Genomic DNA, 16,318 nt, shown 5'->3' with positions numbered 1-16,318 from the left:
CTGATCAGGCTGTTTGCCCCGTTTTTTCAGTTTTCTCTTCGTGATATTCCTGTTCGGTATTGATGGACCAGATATTGTCTTTTCCCGTTTCACCAGCGATGATATTATCGACTGATACCATGGCGGTCAGCATGGAGTGGTCTGCATTGTTGTATTTGTGCATACCGTTTCTGCCCACCAGGAAGAGGTTCGGGAAGGTATTGACATATTGTTTTACCTCATCAAATCTTTCATAGGCGCCGAAGTAAGCGGGGTATGTTTTTTCTACACGCAGTACGGTAGAATCGAGTACATCGCTTGCGTTGGCGAGGCCTATTTTCTGTAATTCACGAATTGCGAGAGCGGCGATCTTTTCATCCGGCATCTTCCAGAAATCATCTGTTTCATTGCAGAAGAATTCCATACCTACCCAGGCCGTATTGGGGTCTTTTACCAGGTATGGGCTCCAGTTGTTGAACAGCTGCAAACGGCCCACTTTTACATCTTTTTCCTGAATGTAGATCCAGGTATCTTTCAGTTGGAGCGGCTTCCATTTACCGGAGCGTTTATCCTGTTCGGAAAGATTTTTCAGGAGGATACCTACGGTGATGAAGTCGCGGTACTGGAGGCCAGCGGCTACTTCTTTTACATTTTGTGGTACATCAGCTTCCAGGCTGGCGATGAGCTCTTTCACCGGCATGGTGCTGAAAAAATAGTCTCCTTTAAGTTCTACCGTCTGGAGGTCGTTCTTGTTAAATGCCTCGATGGAAACTATTTTTCCATCCTGCGCGTTTACGGATATTACGTCGTGGTGCATGAGAATGGTACCGCCCATTTCCTGTACCTGGCGGGCTACTTCTTCCCATAATTGGCCGGGGCCGAGTTTGGGGTAGAGGAACTGTTCGATCAGGCTGGTTTCGGTATCTTTCTGAGAGATATCTTTTGATTTTTTCTTTTTCACAGCAGCTTGTACCGCGTGTTGTATGGCTTTACGAATGCTGACACCTTTGATACGTTGAGCGCCCCATTCAGCGGGGATCTCGTGACAAGGTACACCCCATACTTTTTCTGTGTAGTCTTTGAAAAAGAGGTTGTACAATGTTTTACCGAAGCGGTTGATCATAAAATCTTCCAGGCTGTTTTCCGGTTTGCGCGGAGACGCCTGTGCCTGCAGATAGGAAACCAGGATGGAGATGGTGGTACCCACTCCCAGTTTCCTGAGTGTATCGATAGAGAGTTGGATCGGATACGTAAAGAATTTACGGAGGAAATAGATACGGGAGAGGCGTTCTCTCACCAGCATTACTTTGTCGCTGTCGTGGGAGGTGATACTTTCTCCCGGTGCTACCTGCCTGGATTTATTCTGGTAGCTGATGGTGAACTGGTCATTCCCGGTATCCTGAGCAGGCAGTATATTCAACCACCAGTTCATGACACGGTCTGATTTGGAAAAGAAGCGGTGGCCACCGATATCCATGCGGTTACCTTTATAATTAATGGTTTTTGAGATACCACCAATGTCGCCTGATTTTTCCAAAATCACAGGAATGATGTCTGATCTTTTCAGTAATTCATACGCGGCTGTTAATCCGGCGGGACCGGCTCCGATAATAATGGCTTTTCTTTTTACAGGAGCTTCGGTATTCGTTTGTGGTATTAAAATAGGCTGATCCATGGGCTAACTTTTGGAGAACTCTAAAATGGTAGTAACGCAGTTTTCGTACGTTTCAAAGGTAGGAGAGGCGGTGAGAAGTGAACTTAGGAGATGGGGAGAAAAACTTAGGAGGGAGGGTGAAAGGGCTATAATGCAGAAAGCCCCATAAAGGAGCTTTCTGAAACAATGCAAAATGAAGTTACATGCTTCTACGCAGCGCAGCAATGTTGCAGTTGTAGTACTTTTCTACTTCGCGTACCAGTTCGTCGATGGTTTTATACCCGGCTGTATGGGCGACCTCTTTGAGTGATACGCACTGCTGCATTAGGCTGTTATATGCCAACATCATTTTGAGCATGTGAATAAAAGCGTTGATACCAACGCTGAACTGGTGCCGGAAGGCGGTGGCCAGTTTAACGCCTGACATATCGAACATTTTTGCGACCTGGTCAGCGGTGTGGGGTTGATGGGGGTGTTCGACCAGGTATTCGAAAATGTCATGATAGAGGCGTGCCTGTGCTTCATTGGGGATTCTCACTTCGTCGGATATAGCGTCCTGTTGTGCGAAGTTGAGGAAGAGATCCAGGCAGCAGCGTTCGAGGTAGTGACGGGCCTGGGATTCAATATAACGGCAGGAAACAATATTCTGGATCAGCATATTACAAACCGCGTTGATACGATACGGTTTTTCGTTAATGATGCTGGAGTGTTTTTGTAGTCTTTTATTGGCTAAGGACTGTAGTCCTGGGTAGACCTGTACCAGCTGCATAAACGCAGACGGCAGGATATTGATATGAAATGATAATATTTTCTGGCCGGCGAACATAGGCACCCGGTGCATATCCGCATAGAGGTTAAAGAGATTACATTGTTTTTCCTCTAAGGTGAATCCGTTTGTTTTAAAGGTCACGGCTCTGAGGGTATCTTCATACATGAAGTGTAAGGCCCAGAGGTGGAAGGGTGCGTATGGGCATAGCACAATGTCTTTGCGGGCAAAGACATCATGCAGCCACAATGAGAAAGGGCCTAACGGTACATGCTGTGTAAGCATGTTAAAATCGTTGTCCTGCTCATAGTATAAGCCAGCATAAGGTATGATAAGGGGCAGATATTCAGTCGGAATGTATGTTGCCGGGAGATATGACTGTTCGAGGCGGTCTATCAGCAGCAACTTGTTTTCTTCAAATAACGTTGGGTACATACATAATCGCGTTTTAACGGTCACTTTTTGATGAAACACATGAGCTAAACAATGAGCCAGACGGTTGATCTGCTGGCTACGGGAACAATGCTAATTCAGTACCGGTAATGTGATGGATTTCAAGGTGAAATGCCGTCACAACATTCACTTTTTCTTTATGGAGCTAAGCTAATAAATTGGGAAGGGAAGTTAGTTAATGAGATGTTAACGAGTGGAAAAAAGTATTGACAGTGAGGCTGGACAGGAATGAATACACTTCTTCGAGGGTGCTGAGGATGGTTGTGGTCTCATTGCCGGGGCGGGCGGCGATGTGTAGAATGGTGCTATCGCCTTTTATTATTGGCTCCTGGCCTGGATAACGGCTGATCAGGTGGTTTTCGTAATGGTTCCAGGAATGGTCGTCAGGGACGCTTATTTCAATATTGAATGTATGTAATGGATCGGTTGCATTGGAGGCAAATCCGCCCGTAATGGTGATGTTGGGCATGAACTGGTCGTAGGTGAGTTCGAGTCCTTCCATGTCAGACCATTGGTCGTCTGTTGTGATAGTGGTGATGGCTTGTTTAAGCTCATGTATGCGTTTGCATTGTATGTTCAGGATACGTTTGTTGTATGCCTGGTAGAGCTGGATTAAAGTGTCGATCTGGCCGGCGTTGTCGTGGAAAAAATTGGCAATGTCTTCGATGGGGAGTGCGTCGAAATCTTTGATAAAGTTGGTATAGTGATTCATCATAGTAGGGATGGTTTATACTAAGCTAATAAATGAAAACTAAAAAGAAGTTAATATGAGGTTAATGTGAAGCGGCTCACCGATAGGTGAGCCGCTAAGGGGTATTTAGGAGTTAAACAGCGTGCTAGTTCCAGGTTTTTTCACCGCGTTTCATTTTTTCGAGGGTTTGAGTGAACACGTTGGGGCCAGGTTGCATGTCAACTGCTTTTTGTTCCCATTCAACCGCTTCCTTTTGGCGCCCTATCTTATGTAACAAGTTAGCATAAGTGTCATATTTATCAGGGCTGATCTCATCTTGAAGACTAGCTCTACTCCATACTAGTGCTTCTTTCAGCAGACTTGTGTCAGAAACATTCTCAAAAATTGTCCAGGCATAGTTGTTTAAAGTAGTGGTAGACATGTTTTGTCCATATTTATTTACCAGAGCAGATGTGGAAGCTACAAAATTCGGCCAGTCCTTTCGATTTAACATATGTGTAGATTTCGCTGTTAGTAGTATTTCCTCCCCAGGAGCATTATATTTATTGACTAGTTTTTTTTCTAAGACATTCCAATCTGGATTTATTTTGATGTCTGACACATAAGGCTTTATTTCGTCTTCAAAAATGCATGATTTTAATATGTCGTTTACCTTTTTGTATCCGAGAATTTCTATGGCTTTCTCTTTATTTTTTTGTATAATATTAAATCCTACATCATTTATTGAAAATGTAAACCGGTCAATAAATGTGAGTGTGTTTAATGTCATTGGCTCTGAAAGTTGAGATAGATAAGTATTGCAAAGTTTATACATGTTTATGTCGTCTTTTAAACGAACTGCCATTAATGTTAGGTCTCTTAAGAATGCAGAATCTTTTTTGCCATTTTTAAATTGTTCGAGAAGTGTCGCATATTGTAAATCAGGATTTGCGGTATCTGCAATTTTTGCCTGAAACACCCCAATAGTAGCTGCATAGTTTTTCGCCTGGGCCAATATTTGACCGTGTATATTTCTTAGCTCCTCAGGTGCGACTTTGATCACTTCTCGGTCATATGTCATCATGCCATTCTCTTCGGTTTCTACATCAAATGGTTCTGTATAAATTGATCCAGAAAGCCCCTGTTCTTCAAACTTTTTTAAGTTTTTGATCAGGGAATCATATTTCATTTTAAATGCCGATGCAGGTACCTGAATGTAGCCCCATCCTTCCATATCGTTCCATTGATGTTTCAACGTAGGTACTCTTACACCTCCCCATTCTCCAAGTACTCGCGCCTTACCAGGTAAGGCTGGCGGAATACCAGGTCCCGGATAATCATGAATATCAGTCAAGTCACTACTCGCCCATTTCTGAGATACGTCCTGTGGTGCATCTCGGTCATAGTTCTCACCAGTATGTCCATTTACAATGCGAGATGGATCTTCTTTCTTCATCCACTCTGTCAAGCGCTTCTGGTCATAACGCGCCCACCCTTCATTAAACAGCACCCAAATAACAATACTTGGATAGTTATATAACTGCGCAATATTCTCTTTGTTTTCTTTTTCGAATGCAGCTTTCGCCTCAGGCTTATCATTCGCACAAGTCACCATATCCTGCCATACCAGCATACCAGCTTTATCCGCATGATAATACCAACGTGCAGGCTCCAGTTTAATATGCTTACGAATGGTATTATACCCCATGTTCCTGATAGCCATAATATCAAATTGTAAGGCATCATCAGTTGGAGCCGTATATAAACCTTCTGGCCAGAAACCCTGATCTAAAACTCCTAAGTGATAAGTGTACTTGTTATTCAGGAACAGGCGATCAACACCTTTCTCGTCCTTCTTTACTTCAATCTTGCGCATTCCAAAGTAGCTGCCTATTGTATCTACAACCTTTCCTTTATACAACAGTTTTACATTCAGATTGTATAAATTGGGTTGATCTGGACTCCACAGCTTTGCGTCTGGGACTGGTAATAACAGCTCTGCATTTGGTTTGCCTTTCACCCTTTTACCATTCGAAGCAATAGCCTCAACAGTATAATCGCCCGTCTTTCCAGCAGTCAGTACTTCCAACTTCAGGCTACCTTTATCAATATCCGGTGTAAGGCGAATGTTATTAATATAAGCGGAAGGGACAGTCTCCATCCAAACCGTCTGCCAGATACCGCTACTGGCTGTATACATTATATTCTGTGGGTTTAACACCTGCTTTCCATGAGGGTTAATACCCTGATCTGTAGGGTCGAATACAGCGACTTCCAGCTGGTTTGTACCGTCCTTCAAAGCATCCGTAATATCAAAAGAGAAGTTCTGATAGCCGCCAGTATGTCCACCGACTTCTTTACCATTCAAGTAGACTTTTGCATCCCAATCCACAGCACCAAAATGAAGCAGCACACGTTTGCCAACTGTTACATCAGGTTTACTGATACTACGTTTATACCAAAGTCTTTGCGTTGGTAATAAAGGCTTCTGTACACCAGATAAGGCTGATTCAATAGGGAATGGCACTAATATCTGTCCGTCGAATTGAGCAGGCTTTGCAGCATCTTTGCCTGTAATGGCATACTCCCACAGTCCATTCAGGTTCTGCCACTCACTTCTCACCATCTGGGGACGTGGGTACTCTGGCAATACATTCTGGGGGGTGACATTCTTCGCCCACCTGGTTTGGATGCTTACTGGTTGCATTTTCCAGGTAGCATTATCGGGGTTTGCCTGCGCATAACTATTATCATTTGCCGCGCAGCAAAATGCAATGGCGACCACTGCAGCATACATTCTCTTCATCGGGAACTGATATTGAGGTTCACATACCCATCTTAGGGGATATGCATAACAATAATTTAACGCCATATAGTTGCGCTGAGAAGAGAATGGTAATATACCCGCCAAATATTGATTCCTACTTTTTCAATTTGAACGCGTAATAATTCTCCAATGCCGCTGCCAGCTCATTTGAATGGCTGAAACCGGTTGCGTCCGCAATCGCGTCCAATGACCAATGTTTCTGATGCAGCACATTAAATGCCATCATCATCTGCACCATATGTCCGAAATCCTGGATGGAGACGGAATAATGCTGCAGAAATCCTTTTTCCAATTCTGCAAAAGGAATATCAAACATCAAAGCTAATTCTGCTACGGAGCAGGGTTTATGCGGATGCTCGATCATAAAATGAAACAGCTGCCGGTAAGCGTCCTGGTGTGCCAGACTGCTAAACAGGAATGGCTCATGTGCATATGCCTCCTGTGTGGCGAAGTTTAACAGCAAATCAAGGCAACAACGGTAAAGGAAGAGATGCGCTTTTTTACCCGTGTATTTACAGGTCAGGATCTTCTGAATTAAATAGTCACATACCAGGTTAACATGATGCGGATGTGCATTCAAAGCGCTGCTTTGCGCAGCCATAGGGCGATTTAGTAAATCCCTCATTTGAGGATATTTCGCTGCCAACGCTGGAAGGAACTCTGGCCGGATGTTAATATGGACGGACAATACTTTCGTATTATCTGCCATAGGAATACGATGTAACCCCGGGTACAAATTGAACAGGTTACATTCCCGTTCTTCGAGTGTATATGGGGAATTGAGATTGCCTTCCACAATCAAGGAATCTTCATACATGAAATGCAATGTCCAGATATGATACGGTGTATAGGGTAACAGTATCATTTGTTCCTTCGCAAAGATATCATGCATCCATAGGGAGAAGGGACCTACATTGACATGCTGTGAAAGAATTTCACATGCGGCATCTGCCCGAAAATATAATCCGGCGTAAGGGATAATGAGCTTGAGATATTCTACAGGCAGACTACTCGCTGGTAGATAAGCTTGTCTGTTCTTCTCGATCAGCAGTAATCTGTTCGCTTTAAATAAGGTAGAACGCATAGTGTTGATGGTTTACGGTCTGTATGACAAATGCAAAACGCTGTCGCCCTTTTCGAATTGATAATCTATTTTAACAATTGATTTTAAACGTGCCAGGAATTTTTCAAGGTCTTCCTGTTTTTCTAATCGCGAGGAGTATAACTGCTCCCCTGTTGCTACATTATCAAGGATCACTTTCACCCTATAATTCCGCTCCATCACTTTACTTACCTCTTTTATTGGGGTGGCCTGGAAGGTATAATATCCTCTCTTCCATGCTAATGCTATTGCGGTATCCACATCATTGATAATTGGTACTTGTCCTGGTTGATATTTTACCGCCTGACCAGGATGTAAAAGCACATCCCCATCCGCTGTCAGCATTTTAACAGCCCCGGTTTCCAATAGTACCTGTTCCTGCCGGGCCTCATAAGTGTTCACATTGAATGAGGTGCCCAACACCTGCACTGTGCTGTTAGGCAGATGTACCTGGAATGGTTGATTCTCTTTTTGTGCTACCTGTATATATGCTTCTCCACTAATCCTGATATCTCTTTTGCTACCAAAGGTCAGCGGGAAATCCATCCGGCTATCCGCGTTCAATATGACCTCAGACCCATCCGCCAGCTGTACAGTGTAGTCCTCGTCCGGTGGAACAATTATGGTAGCGAGCTGGGATTCGGTACCTCCACCGGACCAGGACAGCTTTCCGGCTGTTTCCCGGAAATTGGTCCCACCCGCCTTGAACTGCTGCTGCCCGCTGCCCAGTAAGAAATACGCTCCGTTGGGCAGCTGCAGCATAACAGATTTGAGGGCAAAAGATGGGATTGCGCCCGGCGAAACTGGCTGGAACGCCGGGAACAATAATTTATAGCATACAGCAGCCGTCAGCAACAATACGGCTGCTGCGCTCAAACTCGTTTTTACCAGTATCTTCCGCCGTTTACGTTTACCAGCCACAGCGATGATCTGTGACGCAGGCAGCGTATTCGGAAGGTTTTCTCGTATGGATTGAATATGATTACCTGTCAGTTGTCTGTGCATATTCAGCCAGATAGCATATGCATCAGCGTCATTTTCCAGGAGATCTTTGAGGGTGGTACTGTCTTCAGGAGAAATGGTTCCCGCTATTTCTTCCAATACCAATTGTTCAATGTATTCGGGATCTACCGGCATGATAATCCTAGTAATGTGATAAACGCACTTATATGTAGTAACAGAAGGGGTAAAAGTACTGGGGAGAAATTTAATTTTTTTTCAGGCGCTTGCGTAAGATCTTCAAAGCCTGCTGAATGTGGTTTTTAACTGTCTGTACTTTAATATTCAGAATGTTTGCAATCTCCTTGCTGGTCTTTTTTTCGAGATATGACATCTCAAACGCTTTTCTGCTGGTTGGACTCATAAAAGACATGGCGCTCTGTATCTGCTTATTCAGCTCCTTCGTTTCCAGTGGAGATGTACCTGTCACAGACGTCGTCATGGAAGCATAGGTCTGCTGCCGGTACCTGAGACTGACTTCTTTCCGTATCAGGTCCGCACAACGCTGCCGTATGGCCCCGGTCAGGTATGTTTTAATGCTGGTTCTGATTTCCAGCGTTGCGTGGTTATTCCAGAAGTAAACAAGTACATCCTGTACCGCATCTTTAGCGAAGGCATCATCCTGTAGCTGATAATATGCATGGAGGTACAGCAGGTCAACATAACGGGCATAGAGAACGCCAAAAGCAGCTTCATTTCCCTGTTGAAACAGTAAAAATAGTTCGTCTTCTGAATGGTTGATATTCAAGGAATTCATAATAAAGACTCTATTTTCTTTATGAGTAAAAGTATTTTAAACTGATATACGGTTGAGTTAACTCGTTGTTAAGGGAAAAAAATAGTTAGGGTGAGTACTTTTCCCTTTTTACCGCTACTTATTACATAATAGCCACAACTTCCAATATGGGGATGCCCGAACGCACAAAATGCTGTACGCTCTTCCTCCTGCTCTATACCTGTTGTTTGTTGCAGGTACATGGACAGCAGGGACGAAACAGTGTATCCATCAGTGGCCGGCATTTATCGCTGCAACAGCTCTTCAACAAGATCCAGGAACAGACCAGCTATTACTTCAGTTACGGCGCAGATGTCGACCTTTCCCGCACCATAAATGTCGATTTCAAACAAACAACACTGCAAACTGTCTTGAACACTATCCTGGCAAAAGACTACTCCTGGGAATTCGACGGACGCTCCATCAACATCCGGATGATCCCATCTACAACACTACCACCCAACCCTACTCATACACCCGTCTCAGACAGTCCTACACTGATCCAGGGAAAGGCGCTGGATGAAACGGTCATCATCGCCTATGGTACTACCACACATCGTTTTAATACTGGTAATGTCACGGCTATCAAAGGCGAAAGTATCGCCGGACAGTCAGGCACTAACCCGCTATTAGCCCTACAAGGGCGTGTACCCGGCTTGCTGGTCACGCAAACAGGTGGTATTGGTGGTATGGCGATGAAAGTCCAGCTCCGGGGTCAAAACAGCCTTGAAAATGGTACACAACCTTTATTTATTATTGATGGTATTCCTTATAACCCTATCCTCAGCGGCGGACTCGGATCGCAGATCTGGGGTGAAAAAGCATCCGCTTTTAATTTTATCAATCCTGAAGACGTTGAAAGCATCGATGTATTGAAGGATGCGGATGCAACCGCTATCTACGGCTCCCGTGGCGCCAACGGTGTGATCCTGATCAATACCCGCAAAGGGAAAGCAGGTAAGACGGTGCTTCGATTCAATATAGCCACTGGCCTCACCCATACCGGCCGTCATGTGCAGCTGCTCAATACCCAGCAGTACCTGGAAATGAGAAATGAAGCATTCAGGAATGACGGTGTTAAACCAACCGAACGCAATGCCCCTGATCTGCTAAAATGGGATCCTGCGCGTTATACCGATTGGCAAAAAGCACTCATTGGCGGTACTGGTAAGAACATCAGCACTCAAGCTTCTATGTCGGGAGGCAGCAACACTTACCAGTACTTAATAAGCGGGCACTACCGCCGCGAGACTATGGTATTCCCTGGTTCGTTTGCAGATACACGTGGCGGACTTCATCTCAGTACAAACGCGAACTCCACCGACCAACGCTTTTCTGCCACTTTTACCGGGAGTTTTCTGGCAGATAAAACGACACTTCCGGGCTTTGATTTTACCAGCAGTATACTATTACCTCCTAATACTCCTCCCGCCTACCTGGAGGACGGTAGCCTCAATTACAGCTGGTTAAACCCCTATATCGGATTGGTCGGGCCTTTATTTAATGCGGATGTAAAGAACCTGCTGGCAAATATCGGCTTGCAATACCGGCTTTTACCTGGATTAGTCCTAAAAACAAATGTGGGTTATAACTGGCTTACTGGTCGCTCTAGCTCATTGACGCCACTCGCCATCTATGCGCCTGCTATTCGTAATACACGTACAGGGTCTTCCCAGCATTTTCACTATGAAGGCATCTCCCGCATCATTGAACCACAGGCTACCTATACCCTTGATAAATGCGCTTGGCACCTGCAATTCCTCGCAGGTGGTACGCTCCAGGGATATAACGAAAACCAGGATGCACTATACGCGGATGGATTTAAAAGTGATGCGCTCTTAAACAATATCTATTACGCCGATACCGTATATGGCAAAACAGAAACGGCCGCATACCGTTATGTCGCGCTCTTCGGCCGGATGGGGATCAACTATAAAAACCGTTATCTGCTTAATCTCAGCGTACGCCGCGATGGCAGCAGCCGTTTCGGTCCGCGTAAACAGTTTGCTTCCTTTGGCGCCATCGGCGCTGCCTGGATCTTCACGGAGGCGCCTTTTGCAAAGCCTTTACAGCGCATCCTGAGCTTCGGTAAACTACGTGCCAGTTACGGTACAACCGGTAATGATCAGATAGGCGATTATCAATATCTCGGGCAGTATAAGAACGTGGATGGTACTTATCAGAACGTTACCGGACTCCGGCCTGCCAGTTTGTTCAATGCAGATTTTGCCTGGGAGTTGACACGCAAATCGGAGTTCGGACTGGATATGGGATTTTTACATGATAAAATCCTGCTGTACGCCAGCTACTACTTATATCGCTCGAGTAATCAACTTGTATCTTATCCACTACCTGATATTACAGGCGCAGGAAGCATTATTGGCAATCTACCTGCTGTTATCCGTAACAATGGATTGGAACTCGTACTATCCGCACAGCATATCCGAAATAAAAACTTCGAATGGGCTTCTTCATTTAATATCACTTTCGGGCGCAATCAACTACTGCGTTATCCCGATCCTACTATTCCAATGCAAAGTTCAGTGGGATTTGTAGAAGGTCAGGCACTTTCCCAGTTATATGTGGCTACTGCTATGGGCGTAGATCCTGCCACAGGTACGTATCAGTTTGCCGATGCCAATCATCATCCTGTGCCGGCTAATAAGGCGGTAGAAAGTAAACCGATAGATATGGCGCCTGTTTGCTATGGAGGCTGGCGGAATAACTTTCAATGGCGTGGCTTCGGACTAGAAGTATTACTACAATTCACAAAACAACGAGGGCTGAACACAATTTTCGATCCTAATTATATGCCAGGCTATCTGCAAAACCAGTATGCAGTCGTATTATCCAGATGGCAGCAAGCGGGAGATATCGCTACTTATCAAAGATATACACAGACGGGGAGTCTCCGGGATGGATATCGACAAGCCATTGAGAGTGATCTGGGATATACAGACGCCTCTTTTATACGTTGCCGCTATGTGGAAGCCAGTTGGTCATTCCCCAGCAAACTATTACAAAGCCTGCATTTGCAGGAAGGGAAATGTTACCTGCAGGGACAAAATTTATTCACATGGACAAGCTATAAAGGACTTGACGCTGAAACACAGTCAAAGACAACACTGCCGCCATTGAGGATGGTCAGCTGCGGATTAAAAATAGCATTATAAATCTTGTATTATGCGATGGAGACAATGGCTGTTCATTGGAATGTTGCTGCTCAGTAGTTGTCGCAAATTACTGGATGTTGGTTCGCCAATAGATAACGTTACCACTAACTCAGCCTTTAATTCGGACGTCACAGCTGCGGCGTTGATGACCGGACTATATTACGATATGAGTAACGGAGGCGCTTTTATGGGCAGCAAAGGAATCTCTTATTGCTGTGGATTGTCTGCCGATGAATTCCTGCTGCAACAAGAGGAAGAATTGTCATTATCTCTTTATCGCAACCAGATTCAAACGACAGTCGTTCCTTTCTGGCGGGTTCTTTACCAATACATTTATCGTGTGAATGCCACTATAGAGGGCCTGCAAGCCGCTACAAAGCTTACGCCTATTATCAGACAACAACTGATGGGAGAAGCGAAATTTACCAGGGCTTTTTGCTATTTCTACCTTGTAAATCTTTTTGGAGATCTCCCCCTGGTTATCGGTACGGACTATAAAGTCAATGCAACGTTGTACCGTACCTCCGCCAGTAAGGTGTATGACCTGATTCTTGCAGATCTGAGGGATGCACAGGAATTACTGCGGACAGACTACTTACAGGCGGATATGGTGTCAGTGACGAGAGAGCGGATAAGACCTAACAAATGGGCGGCTGTGGCTTTAAAGGCAAGGATACAGCTGTATCTGGAAAACTGGCAGGAGGCGATTAATGCCGCGACATTGGTAATTGATCACCATGACCTGTATGACACCAGTAATATCACGCAGGTATTTCAACCCGATAGCAGAGAGGCGATCTGGCAGTTACAAACGGTGGATAAAACATTTACAGATGATGCGGTACTTTTCATCCAGCAACGTTCCGTACAGATCAGTCATGCGTTGCTGTTGTCATTTGAGAAAGGAGATTTACGCAGACGATATTGGTTGAGCGGAACAGGCGCGGACCTGTACCCTTATAAATATAAAAAAGTTGATGGAACGGGTGTCCCCAGGGAAAACCTGGTAATATTAAGATTGGGCGAGCAATACCTGATCAGGGCCGAGGCGCGGCTGGGAGCAGGCGACGTCAATGGCGCAAAAGCAGATCTGGATGTCATCAGATCCCGCTCAGGTTTACCTGGTATTACCTTTACAACTTCGGATCAGCTGCTACCCGCCATTCAGCAGGAGCGGCGTATTGAGCTGTTTGCTGAATGGGGCCATCGCTGGCTGGATCTCAAACGGACGCACTATATTGACGTGGTCATGGAAAGTGCAGCAGCCGCCAAAAGTAGCAGCTGGGCCAGTTATGCACAATGGTATCCTATCCCCCGGAGTGAGATCATACTGAATCCGCATTTGTTTCAAAACGAGGGGTACCATGATTAATCGCTATCTCCAAATTTCGTTTTTCCCATCCTACATTTTTTCCATTTTAGTGATTTTACCTTTAGCGTAAAACACTTTGTTATGTATAAGGCCAGGTTTATTTTAATGATTATCGCCTTGTTGGCAATATTGGGAGGGACGATGTCTTTCAAGGCAGGAAAACGCCGTCAACTTAGTAACCTCTTCTATCCTACTACCGGAGATTTTACACAGAATGGCGCTTCACGTAATCTCACATATGCTTACCTGGCGCCTTATCGTACGTTCCGGACTGATATTTATGAATTCCCTATTAATGTCACTCGTCCGCTGTATACGGGTACAACACAGTCGACAACGACCGTCGGAGGAGCGTTTTACTTTATCACCGTTGTGACCGGTCCTGCCTGGATCACCCTGAATGGGATCTATGATGATGCCGGTCAGTGAGCTTTCATCCAATCTGGCATTGGTTTGTCTTTGAGGTAATGATCAAAAAACTGCTGTTGCCGGATGGTGAAATCCAGTTTATCCGGATCCCGGAATAACTGATGTCCTTCATTACGATATTGCAGCAACCAGACCTTCTTTTGTAAGCGCCGTAGGGCTGTGTACAGCTCGATACCCTGTGCAAATGGTACTGCATTGTCATTGTCATTATGCATCAGTAGAAGCGGTGTGTGCACCTTATTTACCCGAATAACAGGAGAGTTCTTCAGATACAGACGCGGTATCTCCCAGGGCGGACGTCCCATCTTATTTTGCCCCTGTTCATACAATTGTTGCATCGCAGTTCCCGTACTTTTCCTGATAGCGCCGTACCCACTGATAAAATCTGTTGGTCCGGCTGAAGCCTGTGCTGCTGCAAACAATTGTGTATGTGTAATTACATAATTGGTGACATATCCCCCAAAACTATGTCCCTGCAATCCCATTCTTTCCTTATTCACCCAGCCAAATGTCGAAAGATATTTCGCTGCGCGGATCACTGCGCGGGCAGCACTTCTGCCCGGATGTCGCTGCTTAGTGATGATGTGTGGGACAAACACCATATATCCATTGCTTACATACCAGGGAATATTTAGTGTGCCTTCGCTTAAAGCGGGCGTTATAAACCGGTGCAGATAATCTTTACTGCCTTCATAGTAATGGAAGATGACCGGATACTTTTTCGCCGGATCAAAATCCTGTGGCTGATATAACAGTCCGTGTTTTGTCAGGGTTACCCTTAGCCAATTATAGCGCTCTTCCGGATGAATCTTTGTGAATGATGTGAAATGTTGGAAATCTTTCGTGACAAATAAATCAGGACTCGTCCCGTCCCTCATACCCGTTACAAGATAGACACTGGTGTCTTTCGCTTTTACGGGTGGATATTGGTCTAAGGGATAGACGGGCATATAGAAAAGGCGGTCTTCCATGGTGCAAATGTGCAGTTTCCCCTGCTCCCATTTCCAGAAACCATTTGCTTTGGTACGGGTGTCAAATGATACAAAGATATCAGGATAGACTTGACGGAAGATCATATGCTGCTGCTTACCATTGGTCAACTTTACCGGCGGGCGTTCTCCGGAAGGATCTATCTGCCAGACATCGCGGTCACTGTGTATGAACACAACACTATCTTTGGCAGACCATTGTGCTACTCCGATTCCCTTTATCAGTTTCCGGATATGCCCGGACGCAATTTCATAACTGTAGATAGCCGCTGTTGTATGGTCATACCAGGTCATGAACCGCTCATTAGGGGAGATGGAAGGCTGTAGTAAAAGCTTGTCCGTATTCGCAGTAATCTTTTTTTGTATTCCTGTATGTGTATCGACCAGGTACAGGGTATTGATTATTTTTTTATTCCAATAATATTCCTGGTGATTCACACTGTTTTGTGTGATGATATAGCGTCCGCCGTGTTGCCAGGCGATCTGTGTGCCGGGTAAGTTAACTATAAATGATTGTCCGCTTGCTAGGCAAACGATCATCGTGGTGGGGATAGCAGGTGGTGTTTGCAGATAATAGTCCTGGTAATTCCAGATACGGAGCTTTTCTGTCGGCGCCGGGACTGGTAGGGATAGTTGATATTGCAGATATTTGCCGTCGTTGGAGAATTGTAATCCGCCGGCACAGTGTTGATCTAATACAATCGCGCTGTCCATGCCTGGTTGGTAATATCGTAATGTAGTGTCTGTAAAGAATGCCAGTTGATGTCCATCAGCTGCTAGCTGATTGACGGAACCTGGCCATATAAAGCGGGTATGTCCGGTCTCAAGGTCAATCCAACGGAGCGTATCTTCCTGCTGTAACAGTAATTGCTCGTGTGCAATGGTGTATGCTTTTACTCCCGGGACCTGTTGCAAACTATTGTTTGTCATAATGCACAGGGTATCGCCTGGTAATTGAAACAAGAAATGCTCACCGGAAAATATGGGATTAAAACCATGTGGGAACGCTCTGCGCTGATGCTTGTCAAGGGCATGGTAACATAAGGTATCCCCTGTTGCAGGACTTCCATACTGATACCAGCAGTAGCGGCCGTCATCCCGAATGCCATATTGGGGGGAAAGCGTGGTCC

At 45.2% G+C, this 16,318-nt stretch carries 11 protein-coding genes; 3 read left to right on the top strand and 8 right to left on the bottom strand.

What is annotated here, in order from left to right:
- Nucleotides 1-4: 4 nt before the first annotated feature.
- The 7 genes from CPIN_RS00300 to CPIN_RS36165 form a co-directional block, all read right to left on the bottom strand.
- On the bottom strand, nt 5-1,654 hold the full coding sequence (locus tag CPIN_RS00300; RefSeq protein WP_012787746.1) for an NAD(P)/FAD-dependent oxidoreductase: 1,650 nt from the start codon (nt 1,652-1,654) through the stop codon (nt 5-7).
- A 178-nt stretch (nt 1,655-1,832) separates the two neighbouring features.
- On the bottom strand, nt 1,833-2,834 hold the full coding sequence (locus CPIN_RS00295; protein WP_012787745.1) for a helix-turn-helix domain-containing protein: 1,002 nt from the start codon (nt 2,832-2,834) through the stop codon (nt 1,833-1,835).
- 193 nt (nt 2,835-3,027) lie between these two features.
- Nucleotides 3,028-3,567: a hypothetical protein gene (locus CPIN_RS00290; RefSeq protein WP_012787744.1), complete on the bottom strand. Its 540-nt coding sequence runs from the start codon at nt 3,565-3,567 to the stop codon at nt 3,028-3,030.
- Nucleotides 3,568-3,688: 121 nt separating this feature from the next.
- Nucleotides 3,689-6,328, bottom strand: a complete 2,640-nt coding sequence (locus CPIN_RS00285; protein WP_148230483.1) for a glycoside hydrolase family 2 protein — start codon at nt 6,326-6,328, stop codon at nt 3,689-3,691.
- A gap of 115 nt (nt 6,329-6,443) precedes the next feature.
- Nucleotides 6,444-7,433 (bottom strand): helix-turn-helix transcriptional regulator, encoded by a 990-nt coding sequence (locus tag CPIN_RS00280; RefSeq protein WP_012787742.1) that lies wholly within the window; start codon nt 7,431-7,433, stop codon nt 6,444-6,446.
- 12 nt (nt 7,434-7,445) lie between these two features.
- Nucleotides 7,446-8,588, bottom strand: coding sequence for a FecR family protein (locus tag CPIN_RS00275; protein ID WP_012787741.1), 1,143 nt, complete (start codon nt 8,586-8,588; stop codon nt 7,446-7,448).
- A gap of 70 nt (nt 8,589-8,658) precedes the next feature.
- On the bottom strand, nt 8,659-9,207 hold the full coding sequence (locus tag CPIN_RS36165) for an RNA polymerase sigma factor (RefSeq protein ID WP_012787740.1): 549 nt from the start codon (nt 9,205-9,207) through the stop codon (nt 8,659-8,661).
- A 152-nt stretch (nt 9,208-9,359) separates the two neighbouring features.
- Here CPIN_RS36165 and CPIN_RS00265 point away from each other — a divergent pair, with 152 nt between their 5' ends.
- The 3 genes from CPIN_RS00265 (at nt 9,360) to CPIN_RS00255 (ending at nt 14,199) form a co-directional block, all read left to right on the top strand.
- A complete protein-coding gene (locus CPIN_RS00265; RefSeq protein WP_187294731.1) occupies nt 9,360-12,398 on the top strand; it encodes a SusC/RagA family TonB-linked outer membrane protein in 3,039 nt (1,012 codons plus the stop codon).
- A 10-nt stretch (nt 12,399-12,408) separates the two neighbouring features.
- Complete coding sequence (locus CPIN_RS00260) at nt 12,409-13,770, top strand: RagB/SusD family nutrient uptake outer membrane protein (protein ID WP_012787738.1); 1,362 nt, start codon at nt 12,409-12,411, stop codon at nt 13,768-13,770.
- A gap of 81 nt (nt 13,771-13,851) precedes the next feature.
- A complete protein-coding gene (locus tag CPIN_RS00255; RefSeq protein ID WP_012787737.1) occupies nt 13,852-14,199 on the top strand; it encodes a hypothetical protein in 348 nt (115 codons plus the stop codon).
- On the opposite strand, the gene CPIN_RS00250 is transcribed toward CPIN_RS00255, so the two are convergent.
- Entirely contained in the window at nt 14,193-16,118 is a 1,926-nt protein-coding gene (locus tag CPIN_RS00250; RefSeq protein WP_012787736.1) for a S9 family peptidase, read from the bottom strand. The two genes, CPIN_RS00255 and CPIN_RS00250, sit on opposite strands and share 7 nt — an antisense overlap.
- Nucleotides 16,119-16,318 lie beyond the last annotated feature (200 nt).

It is taken from the genome of Chitinophaga pinensis DSM 2588, assembly GCF_000024005.1.
Lineage (GTDB): Bacteria > Bacteroidota > Bacteroidia > Chitinophagales > Chitinophagaceae > Chitinophaga > Chitinophaga pinensis.
This window is presented reverse-complemented; position numbering and strand designations above follow the sequence as displayed.